Source organism: Paenibacillus sp. 32352 (genome assembly GCF_002042965.1).
Lineage (GTDB): Bacteria > Bacillota > Bacilli > Paenibacillales > NBRC-103111 > Paenibacillus_S > Paenibacillus_S vulneris.
The window spans coordinates 480,866-502,254 of the sequence record NZ_MZNT01000004.1 but is presented as its reverse complement, the minus strand read 5'-3'; the positions used below and the strand labels follow the sequence as shown (position 1 = coordinate 502,254).

The 21,389-nt window shown below is 50.7% G+C and carries 19 protein-coding genes; 17 read left to right on the top strand and 2 right to left on the bottom strand.

Translation table 11 applies throughout. The features are described from left to right. Positions 1 to 126: 126 nt before the first annotated feature. The gene (locus B1728_RS12945; RefSeq protein ID WP_079910619.1) at positions 127 to 969 is read right to left on the bottom strand and encodes a helix-turn-helix transcriptional regulator; all 843 of its coding nucleotides are present in this window, start codon (positions 967 to 969) and stop codon (positions 127 to 129) included. A 154-nt stretch (positions 970 to 1,123) separates the two neighbouring features. Between B1728_RS12945 and B1728_RS12940 the strand changes: the two genes are divergently transcribed. From B1728_RS12940 to B1728_RS12875, 14 genes are all read left to right on the top strand, one after another. Next, positions 1,124 to 2,512, top strand: coding sequence for a sulfatase family protein (locus tag B1728_RS12940; RefSeq protein ID WP_079910618.1), 1,389 nt, complete (start codon positions 1,124 to 1,126; stop codon positions 2,510 to 2,512). A gap of 64 nt (positions 2,513 to 2,576) precedes the next feature. Continuing rightward, positions 2,577 to 4,097, top strand: a complete 1,521-nt coding sequence (locus tag B1728_RS12935) for a sulfatase family protein (protein ID WP_079910617.1) — start codon at positions 2,577 to 2,579, stop codon at positions 4,095 to 4,097. 156 nt (positions 4,098 to 4,253) lie between these two features. Further along, entirely contained in the window at positions 4,254 to 5,915 is a 1,662-nt protein-coding gene (locus tag B1728_RS12930) for a DUF4091 domain-containing protein (RefSeq protein ID WP_079910616.1), read from the top strand. Between the two features lie 23 nt (positions 5,916 to 5,938). Then, on the top strand, positions 5,939 to 7,318 hold the full coding sequence (locus B1728_RS12925; protein WP_079910615.1) for a sulfatase family protein: 1,380 nt from the start codon (positions 5,939 to 5,941) through the stop codon (positions 7,316 to 7,318). 110 nt (positions 7,319 to 7,428) lie between these two features. Continuing rightward, entirely contained in the window at positions 7,429 to 8,736 is a 1,308-nt protein-coding gene (locus B1728_RS12920; protein WP_079910614.1) for an ABC transporter substrate-binding protein, read from the top strand. Positions 8,737 to 8,894: 158 nt separating this feature from the next. Next, positions 8,895 to 9,173, top strand: a complete 279-nt coding sequence (yidD, locus tag B1728_RS12915; RefSeq protein ID WP_079910613.1) for a membrane protein insertion efficiency factor YidD — start codon at positions 8,895 to 8,897, stop codon at positions 9,171 to 9,173. 391 nt (positions 9,174 to 9,564) lie between these two features. Next, positions 9,565 to 11,556, top strand: a complete 1,992-nt coding sequence (gene metG / locus B1728_RS12910; protein WP_079910612.1) for a methionine--tRNA ligase — start codon at positions 9,565 to 9,567, stop codon at positions 11,554 to 11,556. A 64-nt stretch (positions 11,557 to 11,620) separates the two neighbouring features. Continuing rightward, a complete protein-coding gene (locus B1728_RS12905; RefSeq protein ID WP_079910611.1) occupies positions 11,621 to 12,694 on the top strand; it encodes a Gfo/Idh/MocA family protein in 1,074 nt (357 codons plus the stop codon). Between the two features lie 120 nt (positions 12,695 to 12,814). Further along, positions 12,815 to 13,852, top strand: a complete 1,038-nt coding sequence (locus tag B1728_RS12900; protein WP_079910610.1) for a DUF3231 family protein — start codon at positions 12,815 to 12,817, stop codon at positions 13,850 to 13,852. Beyond that, positions 13,830 to 14,297, top strand: a complete 468-nt coding sequence (locus tag B1728_RS12895; RefSeq protein WP_306293521.1) for a hypothetical protein — start codon at positions 13,830 to 13,832, stop codon at positions 14,295 to 14,297. Before B1728_RS12900 ends, B1728_RS12895 begins: the two co-directional genes overlap by 23 nt. Positions 14,298 to 14,483: 186 nt before the next feature. Then, a complete protein-coding gene (locus tag B1728_RS12890; RefSeq protein ID WP_079910608.1) occupies positions 14,484 to 15,446 on the top strand; it encodes a metal ABC transporter substrate-binding protein in 963 nt (320 codons plus the stop codon). 34 nt (positions 15,447 to 15,480) lie between these two features. Next, a complete protein-coding gene (locus tag B1728_RS12885; RefSeq protein ID WP_079910607.1) occupies positions 15,481 to 16,260 on the top strand; it encodes a metal ABC transporter ATP-binding protein in 780 nt (259 codons plus the stop codon). 39 nt (positions 16,261 to 16,299) lie between these two features. Next, positions 16,300 to 17,103, top strand: a complete 804-nt coding sequence (locus B1728_RS12880; RefSeq protein ID WP_079910606.1) for a metal ABC transporter permease — start codon at positions 16,300 to 16,302, stop codon at positions 17,101 to 17,103. 81 nt (positions 17,104 to 17,184) lie between these two features. After that, on the top strand, positions 17,185 to 17,892 hold the full coding sequence (locus B1728_RS12875; protein ID WP_079910605.1) for a cytochrome c biogenesis CcdA family protein: 708 nt from the start codon (positions 17,185 to 17,187) through the stop codon (positions 17,890 to 17,892). On the opposite strand, the gene splB is transcribed toward B1728_RS12875, so the two are convergent. Then, complete coding sequence (gene splB, locus B1728_RS12870) at positions 17,889 to 18,950, bottom strand: spore photoproduct lyase (protein ID WP_079910604.1); 1,062 nt, start codon at positions 18,948 to 18,950, stop codon at positions 17,889 to 17,891. The two genes, B1728_RS12875 and splB, sit on opposite strands and share 4 nt — an antisense overlap. Before the next feature lie 228 nt (positions 18,951 to 19,178). Here splB and mntR point away from each other — a divergent pair, with 228 nt between their 5' ends. The 3 genes from mntR (at position 19,179) to yqeH (ending at position 21,372) form a co-directional block, all read left to right on the top strand. Beyond that, on the top strand, positions 19,179 to 19,601 hold the full coding sequence (gene mntR, locus B1728_RS12865; protein ID WP_079910603.1) for a transcriptional regulator MntR: 423 nt from the start codon (positions 19,179 to 19,181) through the stop codon (positions 19,599 to 19,601). Positions 19,602 to 19,739: 138 nt separating this feature from the next. Further along, the gene (locus tag B1728_RS12860; protein ID WP_079910602.1) at positions 19,740 to 20,237 is read left to right on the top strand and encodes a YqeG family HAD IIIA-type phosphatase; all 498 of its coding nucleotides are present in this window, start codon (positions 19,740 to 19,742) and stop codon (positions 20,235 to 20,237) included. Positions 20,238 to 20,250: 13 nt separating this feature from the next. After that, on the top strand, positions 20,251 to 21,372 hold the full coding sequence (gene yqeH, locus B1728_RS12855; RefSeq protein ID WP_079910601.1) for a ribosome biogenesis GTPase YqeH: 1,122 nt from the start codon (positions 20,251 to 20,253) through the stop codon (positions 21,370 to 21,372). Positions 21,373 to 21,389 lie beyond the last annotated feature (17 nt).

Below are 21,389 nucleotides of genomic sequence, written 5' to 3'. Positions count from 1 at the left end.
TTGGAGCTTTGTTAACCTTTTGGAACCGCCGTATGCGGACCCGCATGTACGGTGGTGTGAGAGGACGGGGGTTAATCACCCCCTCCTACTCGATTGCTGGGGCAGCCACGCATGCACCTTGCCGTTTTAACGGAAGCGGCTTGGCGGTGCGCCGAAATAGAGGCTGAACGAGCGCGAAAAGGACGCCGCATCGGAGTAGTGAAGGGTATAGGCGATCTCCGCTACGGTAAGCGGCGTTTCCTTCAGAAGCTCCATGGCTTTATTCATTCTAAGCTTTATTAAATACTTAACCGGAGTTAAGCCAAGGTGCTCCGTAAACACTTTGGAAAAATACGAGCGATGTATACCGACGTGCTGGGCAACATGATGAACGTCGATGGGCTCGCAGTAATGCGTGTTCATATAATCGAGGCTTTTTTGAATCCATTCCTTCTGACTGTCCCTGTGTGTTTCTGCTGCCGGGTTCGTTTGACGCTGCATTTGGTCAAATAGCTGGTACAGCAAGCTTAAAAACATGAATCGCGTACGCCCCGGATGAAGCGCGCCGGCGGACCAGAAATGCTGCAGCGTTAATTCAACCTCCGAAGTAACGACGCCTCTTGCATAGGGCTTGTCCGGGGAGATGCGTGCCAGCGAAAGCAATATCGGAGCCTGCGGCCCATGGATGCCAAGCCAGGTCATCTCCAGGACGACGTCCAGATTCGCAGGACGGTAAGAATAGATCAAATCCGGAAATAAGCAAAACATATCGCCTTTATTTAAAATGACCGTCGTATCGTCATATTGCAGGCGAACGGTTCCAGACCTGACAAAATGCATGCTGTAATGCCCGGAGGCGCGAGGGCCGGCGTTGTAGTTGGGCTTCGCTTTGTTGCGTCCCGACCGAACCAGCCAGAGCCCCAGCGCTTTATCTGTCTCATCTGGAGTGAAATACATCGTATCTGCAAATTCCTGAGCGAATTCCTGCATGCTGAATCCCCGCTTTTGCTGTTTCTTTTCAGTATACTCACAACCTGACAAAATGCAAAGTCAAAAGGACATTATGTCATTGTAATGGTCCGCAGGATGGCGATATAGTGGTGCTAGGACGCAACCATTACGAACATGAGAGGATTACCGGCCAATGACTCGCACGAATGTCTTATTCATTCTTTCAGATGATCAAGGAGCCTGGGCAATGGGCTGCGCAGGCAACAAAGAAATACGTACGCCCAATCTGGACCGGCTTGCAGCTACAGGTATCCGCTTCGATAACTTTTTCTGCACCTCCCCGGTCTGTTCTCCAGCCCGGGCCACCTTGCTGACGGGACGTATCCCGTCACAGCATGGCGTGCATGACTGGATTAAGGAAGGCAGCATGGGGCCGAACGCTCTAGCGTATCTGGAGGGGCAGACGACCTATACGGATATTTTGTCCGCTGAAGGGTACTGCTGCGGAATCAGCGGCAAGTGGCATTTGGGCGACAGCTTGACGCCGCAGCACGGCTTTTCCCACTGGTTCGTGCATCAATCTGGAGGGAGCCCTTATTATGACGCTCCAATGATTCGGGCCGGCAAGCCCGGCAAGGAGCCCGGTTATGTAACCGACGTGATTACAGAGGATGCTCTACAATTTCTGGATAGACAGACGGGGGAGCAGCCGTTCTATTTAAGCGTTCATTATACGGCGCCGCACAGTCCCTGGATCGGTAATCATCCGGAAGACATCGTTGCACTCTATGATGATTGCGAATTTGAATCTTGTCCCCAAGAGCCCGCTCATCCATGGACGATTCCCGATGCGCCGTGGGGCGATGACTGGAAAGCCAATTTGAAGGGATACTTCGCCGCTGTTACTGCGATGGACATCCAAATAGGGCGGCTGATCGATAAACTGGAGGAAAAGGGCATGCGTGAGCACACGCTCATCGTATTAATGGGAGATAACGGATTCAACTGCGGCCATCACGGATTTTGGGGTAAAGGTAACGGAACCTTCCCGCAAAATATGTACGATACCTCCGTGAAGGTCCCGGCTCTATTCAGCCAACCGGGAACCATTCCCGAAGGAATCGTCTCCTCCTCCATGCTGAGCGGGTACGACTTTATGCCGACCCTGCTGGACTATCTTCATGTCAGGAATCCTGAGGGGAAGGCTGATGGGATTCAGCTTCCCGGTCATAGCTTTGCATCATTGCTCTTGGGCAAGCCGGCGGAGGAGCGGGAACATATCTTTGTTTTCGACGAGTACGGTCCGGTGCGCATGATACGCAGCCGCGACTGGAAATACATTCACCGCTACCCTTATGGACCTCATGAGCTTTACGACCTGAAGAACGACCCGGATGAGCGCGATAATCTGATGCTTGCCGGCGAGGATAACGAGCATGCGGTCCGGCTGAAGGCCGAGCTGGATGAATGGTTCGTGCGCTATGTGAACCCTGAGCTGGATGGCGTCCGCGAGCCTGTAAGCGGGGGAGGACAGCTGACGCTGGCAGGCACGGCAGGGAAAGGCAGGAAGGCATTTTCCTAGGACGCCGGGAGGGGTTCCTCCAACGGACCAAGTACATCCAGAACAAACGGAGGTAGCAAAAGCAATGAAGCGTAAAAAACCGAATATCCTTCTTATTACAAGCGATCAGCAGCATTGGAATACGATCGGGGCTTTCAACAGCGAGCTTCAGACGCCGAATTTGGACCGTCTCGTCCGTGAAGGCACTACGTTCGAGAGAGCGTACTGTCCGAATCCGACTTGCACTCCGACTAGAGCATCCATTGTAACGGGAATGTATCCGAGTCAGCACGGGGCGTGGACGTTGGGCACCAAGCTGCTGGAGGATAGAGAAACGGTAGGGGAATTGCTCAGCAGCGAAGGGAGCTATAGAACCGCGTTAATCGGGAAGGCCCACTTTCAGCCTATCGGGTCGACCGGGCAATTCTCGTCACTGGAGGGCAGGGAGCGGCTGCATGATTTTGATTTCTGGAGATCGTTTACCGGCCCATACTATGGCTTCGAACGTGCCGAGCTGCTCCGCAATCATACGAATGAGTGGCTTGTGGGACAGCATTACGCCTTATGGATGGAGGAGAAGGGCTGCACGAACTGGCGGGATTACTTCACTCCTCCAATCGGAACCATGGATGCGAGCGCGCAGTTTCACTGGCCGATTCCCGAGAAATATCATTACAATACCTGGATTGCGGAAAGGACGAACAATCTGCTGCAGCAGTACCGGCAGGCGGATGAGGCTTTCTTTCTATGGGCGAGCTTCCCGGACCCCCATCCTCCGTATCTGGCTCCGGAGCCGTGGGCCAGTATGTATGACCCGGAGAGTTTGACGATCCCCGGAATAACACCGGGAGAGCATGACGGTAATCCGCCTCATTTCGGGATGACGCAAGAGCACGATCCCGACTTTTCGGCCTACAAGGAAACGGGCTTCGGCATTCACGGTTATCATTCCCACGTCAAAATGACGGAAGCGGAGCATAAAAAGGCGGTCGCTGTCTATTACGGCATGATCAGCTTCATGGACAACTATATCGGCTCCATTCTGGATAAACTGGATGAGCTCGGCCTTGCCGAGGACACCATCGTTATTTTTACGACCGATCATGGTCACTTCTTCGGGCATCATGGGCTGCAGGCCAAAGGCGGCTTCCATTACGAGGATTTGATTCGGGTGCCGTTCATTGTCAGGTATCCTGGTGTAGTGCCGGCTGGCCGGCAATCGGATTCACTGCAATCCTTGGTGGATCTGGCGCCGACCTTCCTGTCTTTCGCGGGTGTTCCAATTCCTCCAACGATGACCGGAGTGAATCAGGCCCCTGTGTGGAAAGATCCCGCAACCCGGGTACGGGATCATGCGATATGTGAATTTCGTCATGAACCGACCACGATTCACCAGAAAACCTACGTCGATGCAAGATATAAAATAACGGTGTACTACAACCAAACCTACGGCGAGTTGTTTGATCTGGCGGAGGACCCCGGTGAGGTTCATAATTTGTGGAATGAAGAGAGGTACAAGGAGCTTAAGCTGGAGCTCTTAATGAAATATATATGGGCGGAGCTCGGCAAGGAACCGATGCCAATGCCGAGAATTTCCCACGCGTAGAAGGCTTTCGGGCCGCAGTGCAAATTTGGCATATGCCGTAAAAAATGGCTTATATACAAATAGAATTCCATTTTATTATTCTGGCAAAGAGCCGACCAAGGAAGGTGTTAAGACACAGGGTCGGCGCTTGCCGGGACCTAAGAGGAGGTAAGTCCAATGACCATCTTATTGAAAACCCAAGTGCTGAGCTCATTGTCCAAGGTGTTTGCAGACGAAGCTTTATCCGAACCGCTGCTGAAAAAAGCAAGCGCATTCATGAATGAAACCTTTTCCTTTCAAGTGGCGGTTCGAGCTCCTGTGCTTATGAAGTCCATCCAAGTGAAGGTGCTTGGAGAACTGGCCGAAGCGGCTGTCATACGAAAGGTCGGCCTGGTTCCTTCGGAGCTTCCATGGCTGCATGATGCCGATTTGCATGTTCTTCGCACAACGCCTGGCCTCTACCCGGACCCGCTCTATCCAATGGATTCCCAGGAAGGGCTGACGCTGTTTCCGGAGCAGTGGCGATCCGTCTGGATCACTGTTCCCCTGGAAGGACGTGTAAAACCGGGGGTTTATGAAATCGAGGTTGTTTTTGAACAGGAGCAAGGAACGGAGCTGGGTGCAGGGAAGCTGGAGCTTGAAGTGATAAATGCCTGTTTGCCGGAGCAAAAGCTCATCCATACCGAGTGGTTCCACGTCGATTGTCTGGCTGTGCATTACGGGGTGGATGTATTCTCGGAGCGTCATTGGGAGCTGATCGATCAATATGTGCATACGGCCGTTCAGCATGGGATGAATATGATGTTAACACCGATTTTTACCCCTCCTCTGGACACGGCCGTAGGTGCCGAGAGACCGACGGTCCAGCTGGTGGACGTGGAGAAAGCAGGGGAGACGTACCGGTTTAATTTTGACAAGCTGAAGCGCTGGGTGGACCTGTGTACCGCCCGGGGCATACGTTACTTCGAATTTTCTCACCTGTTTACCCAATGGGGTGCCAAGCATGCACCCAAAATCGTTGCTGTAGAAAACGGGGAGCGCCGGAAGATTTTCGGGTGGGAGACTGATGCCAACAGCGATGCGTACCGCAGCTTCCTCGCGCAATTTTTGCAGGAGCTTGTGGCTTTCATCGAGGATAATGGCCTGCAGCAAAGAAGCTATTTCCATAACTCGGATGAACCGAGAATGGAGGATATGGAGCAGTACAAGCGAATCAGCGAATTTACGAAAACGCATTTGGCTGATTATCCGATTATCGATGCGCTCTCCGACTACGCCTTCTATGAGAAGGGGATCGTGGAAAGACCGATACCTGCCAACAATCATATCGAGCCGTTTATTGAGAATGGGGTGAAGCCTCTCTGGACCTATTACTGCGTTTCCCAAAGAAGGCTCGTGTCCAATCGCTTCTTCAACATGCCTTCGGCCCGTAACCGGATTATCGGGATGCAATTGTATAAATTTGATGCGGAAGGCTTCCTTCACTGGGGCTATAACTTCTGGTTCTCCCAATACTCGAGGAAATCGATCAACCCGTTCCAGAATACGGACGCCGATCATTCCTTCCCTTCGGGAGACGCGTTTCTTGTATACCCGGGACACGAGGGACCGATTGAATCGATTCGAATGGAAGTGTTTTACGAAGCACTGCAGGATTTACGGGCACTCCAACTGCTGGAAAGCTATATAGGAAAAGACAGGGTTGTCGCTTTGCTCGAAGAAGGCTTGGAGCAGCCGATTACCTTTAGCGAATACCCTCGCTCCATGGAATGGCTTTTGGACAAAAGAGAGCAGATTAATCAGGCCATCAAGCAGTATGCTGCCAAGGAAACCATCTAGAAGCTGATAGGGGAAGAGGAAACATGAGTCCTAAGAAACCGAACCTGCTGTTTGTTTTCCCGGATCAATGGAGAAGGCAGGCGGTAGGTTACCGCAAGGAAGACGAAGTGTATACGCCGCATATCGATCGTTTTGCACGGGAAAGTCTGATCCTGAATCAGGCGGTCAGCTGTTTTCCCCTATGCTCGCCGAATCGTTCGGTGATGCTGACCGGGAGATATCCGCTGTCGACGGGCGTGACGACGAACTGCAAGCTGGGTCTTCCTGTGAAAATGAACGACGGGGAGCTTACGATAGGAAATATTTTGAAGGAGGAAGGCTACCAGACCGGATACATTGGGAAATGGCATCTTGACTTGCCGGAGCAGTCTTATGTGGATGAGCCGGAGTCGGGCGCGAGACACTGGGACGCGTACATTCCGCCGGGTCCGAGACGGTTTGGCTTCGATTTCTGGTACTCGTACAACGCCTACGATCACCATATGCGGCCCCACTACTGGAAGGATACGCAGCAGATGATCGAACCAGAAGAATGGTCCACCCGGCATGAGACGGACGTAGCGATCGATTTCATCCGCAACCGGAACCAGGACCAGCCGTTCTGCCTGTATGTATCCTGGAATCCGCCTCATCAGCCTTTCGACCAGGTGCCGGATATGTATAAGCTTCTGTATGCTGATAAGCCGATTACCTACCGGCCCAATGTTCAAGGCAAAGGGCTTGAACAAGCCGAGCAGCATCTTCGTAATTATTATGCGGCTGTGACCGCAACGGATGATCAGTTCGGGCGCCTGCTGCAAGTGCTGGAGGAGGAGGGGCTTGCGGAAGACACGATCGTCGTGCTTACCTCCGACCATGGGGAGATGATGGGCTCTCACGGATGGCTTGAGCACAAAAATATTTGGTACGAGGAAGCCATCGGGGTTCCGTGCTTCATACGATATCCGGGACGCGTCGCATCCGGTACGGAGGACTGTTTATTTAACAGCTCCGATCTCGTGCCGACGCTGCTAGGGTTGATGAACCTTCCGATTCCGGACCCTATTCAGGGAAGCAACTTATCCTCCGTCCTTCTCGGCCAAGGGGGAGCGAAGCCGACCTCCGCCTTTATTTGCCATTACCCCGGAGCCATCGGGGAGCATGAGCAAGCGCATGCTATGGGGTTGGACATTAATGCCTACGGCTGGCGAGGAGTTCGAACGAACCGCTATACCTATGTAGCCCGACGTCATTTTGGCGAGAGTAAGGTCCTCAGACTATGCTATGACAACGAAAATGATCCGTATCAGCTGAATCCCGTTATGCTGGATAGTGTACCTAATGAGGGGGCGGCGGCTGAGCTTGAGCTTGAATTAAAGGCTTGGCTCACAAAACTTCAGGATCCTTTTAGCCTGGAATCCTAGCAAGCCATTTGGATTAAGGCAAAAATTTTGCTGGAGAGTACGATGCGGTACTTCTGCTCTTCAGCAAATCCCTGCTGTATCAGGTCCTTTAAAATAAGGGGGAGTGCACGATGAAAAGAAAACGTTTACATGAATTTAGTACAGCGGCTTTTATGGCTATGGCTCTAACTCTAGTTGTAACCGCTTGCAGCTCCGGAGCCAACCCAGCGGCATCAACCTCCAAGGAAGAGACACCCGCCGTGAAGAACAGCCAGGAGCCCGTTGAGCTTGTTGTTTATAATGCTTCCAATTCGACGGCAACGGCTGAAGCGTTCATGGACAGCGATATCGGGAAGGAGATTAAAGCCAAATTTCCACAGGTCACGATCAAATTCATCGCAACGGGGAAAGGAACGACGCCTAACGAGCTGATCGTATCCGGACAGCCGGTCGACTTGATCCTATGCTCCATTTTCTCGTTCCCGTCTCTTGCCGATACCCAGCTATTGTATGATATAAGCGAGCTGATAAAGAAGAACAGCTACGATCTGAATCGCTTGGGACCGAATACGGTTGAGTTTCAGAAGCAGTTCGGCGGCGGCATATATGGCTTTCCTGTCGCAAGCGCGCCAACAGCTCTCTTTTATAATAAGGATATCTTCGATAAATTCGGGGTTCCGTACCCGAAGGACGGCATGACCTGGGATGAGACGTACGAGCTGGCCAAAAAGATGACGCGAACCGATGCGGGAACCAATTACTACGGCTTTGCTACCCGCTATCCTTTCATGTATAACACGAACCAGCTGTCGCTCTCTTACTACAACCCGACAACGCAAAGCGTGCAGGTTACGGATGATAAGTTCAGGCTGTTTATGGAAAATTTCACGAGGTTCAGTCAAATTCCAGGCAACGAGAAGGCGAATACGGACATGTTCGGCAAAGAGAAGAACGTCGCGATGATGGCTTACCAGATCGGCCGATGGGACTTTGACAGCTGGGATATGGTCAGTATGCCAACGTTTAAGGAAGCGCCGGGGATCGGGCCCCAGGATTATGCGACCTATATGAACATAGCGAGCACAAGCAAGAATAAGGATCTTGCCTTTGAGATATTGAGGGCATTGACGTCCGACGAGTATCAAATGAAAATATCCAAAGCCGGCACCCTGCCCATCGTTACGACGCCGGAGGTTATCAAAGCGTTCGGTCAATCGGCGGATGGATCTAATGGAAGAAATTTCAAAGGGAAACATGTCGGAGCCTTCTTCGCCAAAGAAAGGGCCAAGCCTTCCTTCGTGACCAAATATGACGATATCATCGCCAAGCGGATGACGGCCGCATTCAACGCCATTGTATCCGGAGAAAAAGACTCCATCAGCGCGCTGCGCGAGGCTCAGGAAGGTGCGTCCAAGGACATTGCCTCTATGAAAAAGTAGTGTATATTGACGGCGGCTTCAGTCCGGTGCGGTCACCTTGACGCGGGAAGAATGATCGGGCATGATACTTTTAAAGACTTCGCTGACATCTGAAGGGGCATATTCTGGCCGTGTTTGGATGGCGAACAGAGTCTGCTAACGATCGGGAGGCGCTTCTTATGAAAAAACTGCTTCAGGGCGGAGTCCGCTTTTACCGCAAATTCATTTCACCTTTGAAGCCGCCGACATGCCGCTTCTACCCTACTTGCTCCCAGTATGCGCTCGAAGCTCTGGAAATCCACGGTGCCGCGAAGGGAAGCTGGCTTGCGGTCAAACGGATTTGCAAATGTCATCCGTTTCATCCCGGAGGGATTGATTATGTTCCGCCTGCCCGGAAGCAGGAGGCTGATGCTGCGGCGGATAGCGGCCCGGCTAGTCAAGCGGAGGACCACGTTTAGAAACCAGGATGAAGCGGCAGCACTAATACGTAAGCCCTCACTTGACACGGGTCTTCTTTATCGCTATATTTGCCTTAACCCTATATTTGCATATAGCCTATGAACGGATAAGTAGCTTGCGGATGTCACACAGAGAGCCGGGTTGGCTGAGAGCCGGTTGACGGAAGCAGGGGAAGATGGTCCGGGAGGTAATGATGGTGAGCGTCGTGCGTAAGCCGTAAGCCATCGTCGTAGTTCCGGCGTTAACGGAAGGTCGCATATGACTACTGAGCCTTGCCGGCAGCCAAGCTGTTAGCGGGGGAAGTTGGGTGGTACCGCGTGAGCACAAGCTCTCGTCCCAAGCTGGACAGGGCTTTTTTTGTTTTCAAAAAGAATCGAAGGAGCGATTACGATGCCAGAACAGAACAAAACGTTTTACATTACGACCCCGATTTACTATCCGAGCGATAAGCTTCATATCGGACATGCCTACACGACCGTGGCCGGCGATGCCATGTCGCGTTATAAGCGGCTTCGCGGTTATGACGTGATGTACCTGACAGGTACGGATGAGCACGGTCAAAAGATTGAGCGCAAGGCGCAGGAGAAGGGCGTTACGCCTCAGCAATTTGTCGACGGCATCGTTGCCGGGATCAAGGAGCTGTGGAGCAAGCTTGACATCTCCTACGACGATTTTATCCGCACGACGGAACCGCGGCACAAGCTTTCCGTTGAGAGCATTTTCGCCCGCCTGATCGAGCAGGACGATATTTATCTAGGGACCTACGAAGGCTGGTACTGTACGCCTTGCGAATCCTTTTTCCTGGAAAACAAGCTGGTTAACGGCAACTGTCCGGACTGCGGACGTCCTGTAGAGCTCATCAAGGAAGAAAGCTATTTCTTCCGCATGAGCAAATACGCTGACCGCCTGCTGAAATATTACGAGGAAAACCCTGACTTCATCCAGCCGGAATCGCGTAAGAACGAGATGATCAACAACTTCATCAAACCGGGTCTTGAGGACCTGGCAGTATCCCGCACGACATTTGATTGGGGTATTAAGGTGCCGAAGGATCCGAAGCATGTCATCTATGTCTGGATCGACGCGCTGTCCAACTATATTACGGCGCTTGGTTACGGCAGCGAGAACGACAGCAAATACAAGAAGTATTGGCCTGCCGATGTGCATCTGGTAGGCAAAGAAATTGTCCGCTTCCATACAATCTATTGGCCTATTATGCTGATGGCTTTGGATCTGCCTCTGCCTAAAAAGGTATTCGGACACGGCTGGCTCTTAATGAAGGACGGCAAGATGTCCAAATCCAAAGGCAACGTCGTAGACCCGGTAACGCTGATTGACCGCTACGGCCTGGATGCGCTTCGCTACTACTTGCTTCGTGAGGTTCCGTTCGGTTCCGACGGTACGTTTACGCCCGAAAGCTTCGTGGAACGGATCAACTTTGATCTGGCGAACGATTTGGGTAACCTGCTCAGCCGGACGGTCGTCATGATCGACAAATACTTTGGCGGCACCGTACCGGAATATATCGAGAACGCAACGGAATTTGACGCAGCGCTTCTCGATACGATTCGTTCGACCGCCCGCAAGGTGGAGGAAGCTATGGAAAACATGGAGTTTTCCGTTGCTCTGGGCGCGATCTGGCAGATGGTCAGCCGGACGAACAAATATATTGATGAGACCCAGCCATGGGCGCTGGTGAAGGATGAGAGCAAGCGCCCGACGCTCGGCTCCGTGCTCTATTGCCTGGCGGAATCGCTTCGCATCGCATCGGTGATGCTGCAGCCGTTCCTGACGCAGACTCCACGCAAAATGTGGCAGCAGCTCGGCATCCAGGAAGGTCCGCTGACGGCTTGGGATACGATTCACCAATTCGGATCTCTCCCGAGCGGTATCCGCGTAGAGAAAGGGGAAGTGATGTTCCCTCGTCTGGAGGTAGACAAAGAGGTGTCCTACATTGTTCAGGCTATGGGCGGCGGAGCTGAAGCGGAGCCTGCAGCGGTGAAGACGGAGGAGAAGCCGGCTAAAGCGGCCGAGAAGAAAGAAGCTGTTGAAGGGGTTCAGGAAATCTCGATCGACGACTTCTTCAAGGTGGAGCTTCGCGTCGCGGAAGTCATCGCCGCTGAGCCGGTCAAAGGGGCAGACAAGCTGCTGAAGCTTCAGTTGGATCTGGGGACCGAGCAGCGTCAGGTTGTATCGGGTATCGCCAAATTTTACACACCGGAGCAAATGGTCGGCCGTAAGGTCATCTGCGTAACGAACCTGAAGCCGGTGAAATTGCGGGGCGAATTATCGCAAGGCATGATTCTGGCAGCTTCCCATGGAGATCAATTAACTTTAGCTACAATTTCTGATGCACTTCCTAACGGATCTGTGGTAAAATGAGGATTGTTCACGTTAACAATGAACTATGAATAATCTATGACTCTTACCAGGAGGCCTAACCATTATGCAAACCAAAGACGGAATGAATTACGCGCCGCAAGGCAAACCGAATCCGGTTGTAGCTAAGGGAGAATTTGCATTCGCCGCAATCGCACTGGATCACGGCCACATATATGGCATGTGCAACGGCTTGATCGAAGCGGGAGCCGATCTTGTTGCCGTGTATGACCCCGATCCTGCCAAGGTGGAAGCATTTATCAAGAAATTTCCGCAAGCCAAGGCAGCTTCTTCCGAGGCTGAAATTTTGAACGATCCATCCATCAAGCTGATCGCCGGCGCTGCTGTGCCTTCGGAACGCGCTGCGCTAGGTCTTCGCGCTATGGATCACGGAAAAGACTACTTCACGGATAAAACGCCTTTCACCACCTTGGAGCAGATTGAGCAAGCTAAAGCCAAGGTGAAGGAAACCGGCAAAAAGTACATGGTCTACTACAGTGAACGTCTTCACGTAGAGAGTGCTGTCTTTGCAGGTCAATTGATCGAGCAGGGTGCTATCGGCCGCGTAGTCCAGGTTATCGGCTTTGGTCCTCATCGCTTGAATGCGCCGTCCAGACCGGAATGGTTCTTCCAGCATGAAAAATATGGCGGCATCTTGTGCGATATCGGCAGCCATCAAATCGAGCAGTTCCTGTTCTTCACCGGTGCGAAGGATGCGAAGGTGCTTCACAGTAAAGTGGCTAATTATAACAACAAGGATTATCCTGAGCTTGAAGATTTCGGCGACGCTACCCTGGTTGCCGATAACGGCGCGACCAACTACTTCCGTGTCGACTGGTTGACTCCGGACGGCCTCGGCACTTGGGGCGACGGACGTATGACGATCCTGGGTACGGAGGGATATATTGAAATCCGTAAGTACATCGACATCGCCCGCGACCCGAAAGGCGACCATCTGTATTTGGTCAACCAGGAAGGCGAGAAGCACTATTCGCTGAAAGGCCAAGTAGGCTATCCGTTCTTCGGCCAGCTGATCCTGGACTGCATTAACCGTACGGAGAATGCAATGACCCAGGAGCACGCCTTCAAAGCGGCGGAGCTGTGCATCAAGGCGCAAATGCAAGCCGTGCGCGTAGAGTAGTGAACGAATGGAAGTCCCCATCCTCCCGATTTTTCGGGAATGGGGACTTTTTTGTCTTTCATCTGAATAAATAAAACGCCACAATGGTATCTTAAAGAAAAAAAAGGTGGCTAGCTTCTTATGATGAAAACCGAACTCGAGAACACAAGCGTTAAGCAAGGAGATCTGTCCGATAATTTGACTTCTGCTGAGATTGGTAAATTGTGGGTGACCTATTCGGGTAATAGTATGGCTCGATGCGTGCTGCGCTATTTTCTTCAGCATGTGGATGACACAGAAATCCGACACGTCCTGGAGGAGGCGCTTCAATTAGCTAACCGGTTCGCGCAAACCGTCACAGATATCTTTACTAAGGAGCAGCATCCGATGCCCGTCGGCTTCACCGAAGATGACGTCAATTTGGGGGCGCCCCGGTTGTTTGCAGATGAGTTCTACTTGCATTACTTGAAATATACCGGCAAAGCGGGGATTAACATTTACGGAATCGCCGTGCCGTTGATGAGCCGTCCGGATGTACGTGAATTTTTTACCGATTGCCTTGTGACGACGATCAAATTGATGAACGACGTCAATGATTTGTTGTACACAAAAGGTTTTTTGATCAAATCTCCGTATCTTCCCGTCCCCAAAAAAATCGATATCGTGAAAAAGCAGGGGTATTTGAACGGGTTCTTCGGAGATGTCCGTCCGCTCAATGCGTTGGAAATTACTCATCTCTATGATAACGTTCAGAACAATGCGGTCAGCAGAGCCGTATTGGTTGGCTTCTGTCAATCAGCAAGGCTAGATCAGGCACGGGATTTTTTCCGAAGAGGGAAGGATATTGCTTCCAAGCAATTCGATATCTTAAGCAAAATGCTGCTCAAAGAAGATTTGCCGTCTCACACCCTTCTGGACCATTTGGTTACGGATTCCACAGTGTCGCCGTTTTCCGATAAATTGATGTTTTCCCATAAACTTGATATGTTTTCAATGCGAGTCCGGACATACGGCAATGCTCTGGCCTTCGGCAGCAGACATGACGTGGCGGCCACTTACGCGAGGTTTATAGCGGAGGTGGGCAATTACGCGGAAGACGGAGCCAATATTTTGATCGATTTAGGCTGGATGGAACAACCTCCGCAAGCGGCGGATCGTGACGCATTGTCTGCACATTAAGGCCATGGCCAAAGCGTCACGCGTTGAGGCGATATTATGGAGCATCGCTCTCCCGGGATTCGGTCAGCTTCTTAACGGCAAATATATCAAGGGTATTTTGCTCATCGTTTTGGAGTTTTTCATTAACCTGAAGTCCAACTTGAATATGATCATCATCTCCAGCTTCCATGGGGATATCCAGGCGACGATCGACCAGACGAATTACCATTGGTTCATGTTCTACCCTTGTGTCTATATGTTCGGAATTTGGGACGCTTATAAGGATGCTGGGGGAGGCACGAAGCCGTATGCGGTAGTGCCCTTTACCTTCGGGGCTTTTTTCGGGACGATCGGGGTTGTTTATTCAAGTGACTTCTTAGGGGCGATTTGGCTTGGAATATTCGGGCTATGTGTCGGCTTCTTGATCGGCATGGGCCTCCGCTTGATTCTTGTACAACAAACATAGTTATAACGAGCAGACTGCCGCGGCGGTCTGCTTTTTTAATTGATGCAATGAATCAGGCAAGTGCAGTTAATGAACCTCGTTAATCGTAAATATTATTAACTGTTGACATGGGCAAGGGGCGGACGTATAATCGTTAACGACTAATAAAAAACTTTACGATTTACATTTCAGGGGGAGCGTTTTTCCATGTCGTTACGCAAGAAAAGTGTTATGATTCCTTTTTTTCTTACATTACTGATTTCAGTCGTTCTCGCAGGCTGCGGCAAGTCGCAGGCGACGCTGGTCAACGGTAAGGTGAATGTCGTAGCCAGCTTTTATCCGTTATATGATTTTGCGAAAAAAATAGGCGGCGACCATGTCAACGCCATCAACCTGGTACCCGCAGGCGTAGAGCCCCACGATTGGTCGCCAAAAAGCCGGGATATGCAGAACTTGTCCAAGGCTCAGATGTTTGTTTATCTTGGCGCCGGATTCGAGGGCTGGGTTCAGGACACGCTGGACAGCTTGCCTAAGGATTCCAAAGTTTCCGTAGTAGAAGCCAGCAAAGGGATTCAGCTGATCGCTTCAACCGAAGATGACCATGTAGAGCAGGGCAAGCAAGACGATCACGATCACAAACACGATGCTCATTACGATCCTCATGTGTGGCTGAGCCCGGTTAATGCGAAAATCATGGCCCAGAACATCAAGGATCAGCTGGTAAAGGTCGATCCTGCCAACCAAGCGGACTACGAGGCTAACTTCAAGAAGCTCGCAGACAATCTCGATCAGCTTCATAACAAATATAAAGACGCACTATCCAAAGCATCGAAGAAAGATATCGTTGTCACACACCAGTCCTTCGCATATTTGGCGAATGAGTACGGCTTGACGCAAAAGGCGATCATGGGTTTATCTCCAGACTCCGAGCCGACCTCCAAGGACTTGAAAGAAATTAACGAATTTATTCGAGCGAACAACATTAAATACATTTTCTTCGAGGAGCTTGTCTCCGACAGGTTGGCCAAGACATTAGCGAAAGATGCCAAAGTAGAGACAATGGTGCTGAATCCGATAGAGGGCTTGACGGAAGAGCAGCTGAAATCCGGAGCGGACTATATTTCGCTGATGGAAGCCAATTTGAATAATTTAATAAAAGCATTACAATAGAAGTAGGAACCTGCAAAAAGAAGGAGCTTACGCTATGAAGCCAGTGAATGCAGGATGTCATCAGAGCATTGTCTCGATGGATGACGTCTTTTTTTTCTACGAAAATAAAAAGGTGATTGAAAACCTCAGTTTTACCATCCTGGAGCGTGATTTTATCGGCTTGATCGGATCGAACGGAGCTGGGAAAACCACTTTGCTCAAAATGATTGTCGGATTGTTGAAGCCTACACAAGGCGAAATCCGGTTGTTCGGGGAGCCCCTCTCCACCTTTCGGGATTGGGAGAGAATCGGATATGTGCCGCAGAAAAATGCGTTCAATCCGCTGTTCCCGGCCACCGTGCGCGAGGTCGTCCTTTCCGGCTTGTACGGGAAAAAGAAAATGTTCCGCCGCTTGACCAAAGAGGATTACCAGAAATGCGAGGATGCGCTGTACGTCATGCGGATCGAGGATTTGGCCGACCGGCGTATCGGCCAGCTGTCAGGAGGACAGCAGCAGCGTGTGTTTTTGGCGCGGGCGCTGATCAACAATCCGGAGCTTCTTATCCTAGACGAGCCTACAGTGGGGATTGATGCGGAGACGCAGGCCGGCTTTTTCAAAATGATCCGTCACATGCATGAGCATCACCATATTACGTTTATTATGGTATCCCACGATATGGATATGGTACAATCTTATATTGGTAAGGAGCCGATTCAAAAAAACGGCTCGCTTTCATTCTATGTAAAGCATACTCACGAGCCCGAAAATTGCAAGGAGACGAATTTGACTCATTCCATCCAGCAGCTAAGGGAGCAAATTGAGGTATTATCGTAAGAAAGACATGCACGGAAGCTGAAGCTAGGAGAGAAACAGGTGGATATTTTTACGGAATATTTTTTTCAACGCGCTTTATTGGGCGGTCTGCTCATCGGACTTGCGGCCCCTATGATGGGAGTCTTTCTGGTGCTGAGAAGGCTCTCGATGATCGGAGACACCCTTGCGCACGTATCTATAGCAGGGATTGCTCTGGGCTTCCTGATCAATGTATATCCGATCGGCGTAGGGCTTTTATTCGCTGTACTAGCATCCTTCGCGATCGAATGGCTCCGCAAGGCTTATAAGACTTATGCGGAGCTTTCCATTGCTATCATCATGTCCGGCGGCGTTGCCTTGGCCACCCTGTTGTTCACATTGGGGAAGGGCTTTAATATCAACGTTATGAGTTACTTTTTCGGGAGCATTTATACTTTGGACTCGATGGATTTATGGGTCGTTCTAGGGGTAACGGTTATCGTAGTAGCTGTCATTTTGGCAAACTACAAGGAGCTGTTCCTGATGTTCTTTGATGAGGACGCTGCAGGAGTCAGCGGTTTGCCGCTTCGCTTCTACAACATGATGATTACCATATTGACGGCGCTGGTCATAACGGTGGCTATCAAGATCGTCGGCGCGCTTCTTGTATCCTCGTTATTGACGATACCGGTCGCCTGCAGCCTGCTTGTAGCCAAAAGCTTTCGCAACTCGCTGTTCTGGTCCGTACTGTTCTCTGAGATTGCCGTGGTCGGAGGCCTGGTTGCCGCAGGGATCTGGAGCACGGCGCCGGGCGCCACTATTGTCTTGTGCCTTATTGTACTGCTGATTATCAGTATGTTCATCAAGCGCGGCTTTCGTATGTAAGCGCGATTCCGCCAGAGCTTGTCTAATGGATGCCTTGTAAAAAGGACCTAGTACATAGAAAGCCGTAAGAAGGGAGTCATCATGGAAGTTAATCTATGGATCGCGCTATGGGCTGGCGTGGCATCGTTTATATCGCCCTGCTGCTTACCCTTGTATCCATCTTATTTATCCTATATAACCGGAATCTCCGTCAGCCAGCTGAAGGAAGGCTCGGATGCCGGCGTCCGCAAAAGAACCGTTCTTCACACCCTATGCTTTATTGTGGGCTTCTCCATTATCTTTTACAGCCTCGGCTGGGGTGCCGGACTCGTATCCAATCTATTCATCGATTATAAAGATCTGCTTCGTCAGATTGCAGCGATTTTAATTTTTGCGATGGGATTGTTTTTGGTAGGGATATTTCAGCCGCAATGGCTGATGAAGGAACGCAAGCTGCAGTGGAAGTTTAAGCCTGCGGGGTATTTGGGGTCCGTCCTGATCGGCATGGGCTTTGCAGCAGGCTGGAGTCCCTGTATCGGTCCGATCCTGTCGGCTATTTTGGCTTTGGCTGCGACCAGTCCGGATTCGTGGCTGCCATTAATTACGGCATATTCCTTGGGCTTTGCCATTCCGTTTTTTATCCTTGCCTTTTTCATTGGCAGCACCAAATGGATTCTTCGGTACTCCTCAAAGATTATGAAGATAGGCGGGGGCCTGATGATTGTCATGGCCGTTCTGTTATACACGGATCAGATGACCCGGATCACGATCTGGCTGAACTCCATTACCCCCGATTATCTGAAATTTTAAGTGAAATAGTCGATGCTGGATGTAGGGAATTTCTCGAAAATTTGTTCGGTTATAAATTCACGCAGCGCCGTTGCCTGTTCATCAGGATATACATATTTGCCTTGGCCCCAGCGGCCCCATTTATATTTGCGCTTCGTTTCGTCTAGCTCCAGCTTCGTCTTCGGGTATCTTTGCTGAATGACGTTCTTGGCTGTTTTGGTGAAGCGGTGCTGAATAAGCTCAAAGGTCAAATCAGAGGCAGCTTCTTCGGGAAGCGCCTCTTTTAATTTTTCCAGAAGCTCCCGGTACCCGTCCTCCCAGCCCTCATGCCATATGATAGGAGCGATAATGAATCCTAAAGGATATCCCGCTTTGGCCACTTTACCTGCCGCGGTAATCCGCTCGTAGAAGCTGGAGGTTGCAGGCTCGAAGTTTTTGATGACATAATCGGCGTTGACGCTGAAGCGGAATCGGGTATGCTTATTATGCTTGGCATCCAGCAGCGGCTCTACATGATGGAATTTGGTCACAAAACGCAGCCGTCCGAGTGGCTCTTTCCCCATAAACTCAATAAGCTCCTTCAAAGAACCGCTTATGTGCTCCAAACCGACCGGATCCGATGTACATGCTGCCTCAAACCGGGTGATCTCCGGAGCCCGTTCTTCAATATATTGCTTGGCTGCTTTCAATATATCATCGGTATTGACATACACTCGAATATAGGGCTTTGCTCCAAGTGTCGTTTGCAGGTAGCAGTAATGGCAATGTGCCATGCACCCCGTCGCTATCGGGATTGCATACTCGGCCGAGGGCTTGGATGTATCGAACTTTAATGTCTTGCGGATTCCGACAACGAGCGTTCGTTTGGCTATGCGGTACTTCTCCAGATCGCTGTCTCCGGGCAGATTCGTTATCCGGTTGTGGGAAGTCGTCATTCGGATCGGCAGCCCCTGCTGCTTGGCCCATTCCATAATTTTCTGGCCTTTCGGATACTGCAATGCGTCCGGCTCAAAATATACAAGCTCCGGGACGAACACCTCGGTCTGCCGAAGAGGGGGCGTTAATGTTTCTAATGTCATACCAGTTCTCCTTTTCAGGTGGCAAAGATCGGTTTCATTTTCCAACCTTAACTTGCTTCGGACATCCGGCTGTGATATAGTAAAAGGCGCTTATAATGACCATAGTTTGAACCTGAACGTTGACGCTCACTCGTGGGAAATAACAGAATCGATGAGCGCTTTTTGCAATGGTGACCCATCTTTACCGGGCTGCATACGTATGGTTTAAGAGGTACGGGAGGAAAGCAAATGGCTACACCAAGTATGGAGGACTATCTGGAGAGGATCTACAAGCTGATCGACGAGAAGGGATATGCTCGTGTGTCCGATATCGCCGAAGGCCTGGAAGTGCATCCTTCTTCCGTTACGAAAATGATCCAGAAATTGGATAAAGACAATTATTTGGTTTATGAAAAATACCGCGGTCTCGTATTGACTTCCAAGGGCCAGAAGATGGGAAAACGACTTGTCGACCGGCATCAATTGCTCGAAGAGTTTTTAACGTTAATCGGCGTTTCGGAGGATACCATTTATAAAGATGTAGAGGGTATTGAACATCACTTGAGCTGGGATTCCATCACATGTATCGAGACTCTAATTGAATATTTCAGAAAAGACCCTTCTCGTAAGGAAGAGCTGATGAAGCTGAAGCAGGAAATGGACGAATCGTAAAAGCGGGCATCCGACGAATAGAATCGGGTGCTTTTTTTGTTCAGGAAATGATGGCAGGACAGCCGTTAATCTTTTTGCAACAAAAAGGTCAATTATGGTATAGTTTGCGTATATATGCTTGTTTTGAGGTGAATATGGTTGCTGAAGAAGCTGGTTCCACGGTTACAAGTGAATACCATTTACGATATTGATCTGCAGAAATTATGGAATGAAGGCAAACGCGGCATCATTACGGATCTGGACAACACGCTGGTCGGAGCCAAGGCGCCGCTGGCAACGCCTGAGTTAATCGACTGGCTGAAGGTAGTTGGACAAATCGGCTTTCAAGTTGTCATTGTATCCAACAACAATAAGCTGCGCGTAAGCAAATTTGCCGAGCCGTTATCGCTGCCTTTTATTTACCGGGCCAAGAAACCGACCAGAGCTGCATTTCATAAAGCCATGCATCTCATGAAGCTCGGGCCGGAGGAAACGGTCGTGATCGGGGATCAAATGATGACCGATGTTCTTGGCGGGAACCGGATGGGCTTGTATACGATCTTGGTATTGCCGATCGAACGGCGGGATGAAGGCTTGTTTACCAAAGTGGTCAACCGTTCGTTGGAAAAGGCCGCTTTAACCTGGATGAGAAAGTAGGTACACACACAAGATGACAGAATTGCATTTGGAACAAGAAGCCTGTGCAGGCTGCGGAGTAAAGCTTCAAACCGAGAGTGCCGATAAGCTGGGGTACGTCCCGGACCAGGCGCTAAAGCGCACGCCGGTCATATGCCAGCGCTGCTTCCGGATCAAGCACTATAACGATATGGCGGGGATTACGCTCAATCAGGACGATTTCTTGAAGCTTCTGGGCCACGTTGGAAGCACGAAATCCCTGGTCGTCAATATCGTCGATATATTTGATTTCGAAGGGACGCTGATCAGCGGACTTCCCCGTTTTATAGGAAACAATCCTGTAGTGCTAGTCGTGAACAAAATCGACCTGCTGCCGAAGGTGACGAATTTCAATAGAATTGTCAACTGGGTCCAGCGGCAGGCCAAGGAGTTTGGACTTAAGGTTGTTGACGTCGTGCTATGCTCGGCTAAGCAGAATATGGGATTTGACCGGGTTATCGAGTCGTTGGACAAGCATCGCGACGGACGCGATATTTATGTCGTCGGGGCGACCAACGTCGGCAAATCGACGCTGATCAACCGGCTCATCCGCGACTACAGCGACCTTGACGCCGAGCTTACGACTTCCCAATATCCGGGAACCACGCTCGACTTGGTGAAAATTCCGCTGGATGATGGCACGTTCATTATTGATACGCCAGGGATTGTTTATTCGCATCGCCTGACGGAGCTGGTCAGCAAGAAGGATTTGCAGAAGCTTATGCCGGAGAAGCCGGTCAAGCCTTTGGTCTTTCAGTTGAACGAGGGGCAGACGATCTTTTTTGGCGGCTATGTCCGGTTTGATTTCGTTCAGGGGCAGCGTCAATCGTTCACCTTCTATGTCTCCAACGCGCTATCGCCGCACCGTACCAAGCTGGAGCGCGCCGATGAGCTGTATGAGGAGCATAAGGGAGAGCTCTTGGCTCCGCCTAGCCTCGAAGAGCTGGAATTGCTGCCGAAGCTGTCCAAGCATCCTGTAAGGATTGCCAAAGGGAAACATTATGATGTTTCGATTTCCGGGCTGGGATGGGTGAAAGTGAACAGCGACGTTGGGGCCGATCTTATGATTCATGTGCCCAAGGGCGTTAAAGTAGCCGTACGCGAGTCGATGATATAATCTGGGGGACGGGGAGT

Excerpts from the sequence above, each read along its gene's own strand:
- B1728_RS12945 (WP_079910619.1), bottom strand. The coding sequence starts at position 969 with ATGCAGGAATTCGCTCAGGAATTTGCAGATACGATGTATTTCACTCCA.
- B1728_RS12940 (WP_079910618.1), top strand. The coding sequence starts at position 1,124 with ATGACTCGCACGAATGTCTTATTCATTCTTTCAGATGATCAAGGAGCC.
- B1728_RS12935 (WP_079910617.1), top strand. The coding sequence starts at position 2,577 with ATGAAGCGTAAAAAACCGAATATCCTTCTTATTACAAGCGATCAGCAG.
- B1728_RS12930 (WP_079910616.1), top strand. The coding sequence starts at position 4,254 with ATGACCATCTTATTGAAAACCCAAGTGCTGAGCTCATTGTCCAAGGTG.
- B1728_RS12925 (WP_079910615.1), top strand. The coding sequence starts at position 5,939 with ATGAGTCCTAAGAAACCGAACCTGCTGTTTGTTTTCCCGGATCAATGG.
- B1728_RS12920 (WP_079910614.1), top strand. The coding sequence starts at position 7,429 with ATGAAAAGAAAACGTTTACATGAATTTAGTACAGCGGCTTTTATGGCT.
- yidD (WP_079910613.1), top strand. The coding sequence starts at position 8,895 with ATGAAAAAACTGCTTCAGGGCGGAGTCCGCTTTTACCGCAAATTCATT.
- metG (WP_079910612.1), top strand. The coding sequence starts at position 9,565 with ATGCCAGAACAGAACAAAACGTTTTACATTACGACCCCGATTTACTAT.
- B1728_RS12905 (WP_079910611.1), top strand. The coding sequence starts at position 11,621 with ATGCAAACCAAAGACGGAATGAATTACGCGCCGCAAGGCAAACCGAAT.
- B1728_RS12900 (WP_079910610.1), top strand. The coding sequence starts at position 12,815 with ATGATGAAAACCGAACTCGAGAACACAAGCGTTAAGCAAGGAGATCTG.
- B1728_RS12890 (WP_079910608.1), top strand. The coding sequence starts at position 14,484 with ATGTCGTTACGCAAGAAAAGTGTTATGATTCCTTTTTTTCTTACATTA.
- B1728_RS12885 (WP_079910607.1), top strand. The coding sequence starts at position 15,481 with ATGAAGCCAGTGAATGCAGGATGTCATCAGAGCATTGTCTCGATGGAT.
- B1728_RS12875 (WP_079910605.1), top strand. The coding sequence starts at position 17,185 with ATGGAAGTTAATCTATGGATCGCGCTATGGGCTGGCGTGGCATCGTTT.
- splB (WP_079910604.1), bottom strand. The coding sequence starts at position 18,950 with ATGACATTAGAAACATTAACGCCCCCTCTTCGGCAGACCGAGGTGTTC.
- mntR (WP_079910603.1), top strand. The coding sequence starts at position 19,179 with ATGGCTACACCAAGTATGGAGGACTATCTGGAGAGGATCTACAAGCTG.
- yqeH (WP_079910601.1), top strand. The coding sequence starts at position 20,251 with ATGACAGAATTGCATTTGGAACAAGAAGCCTGTGCAGGCTGCGGAGTA.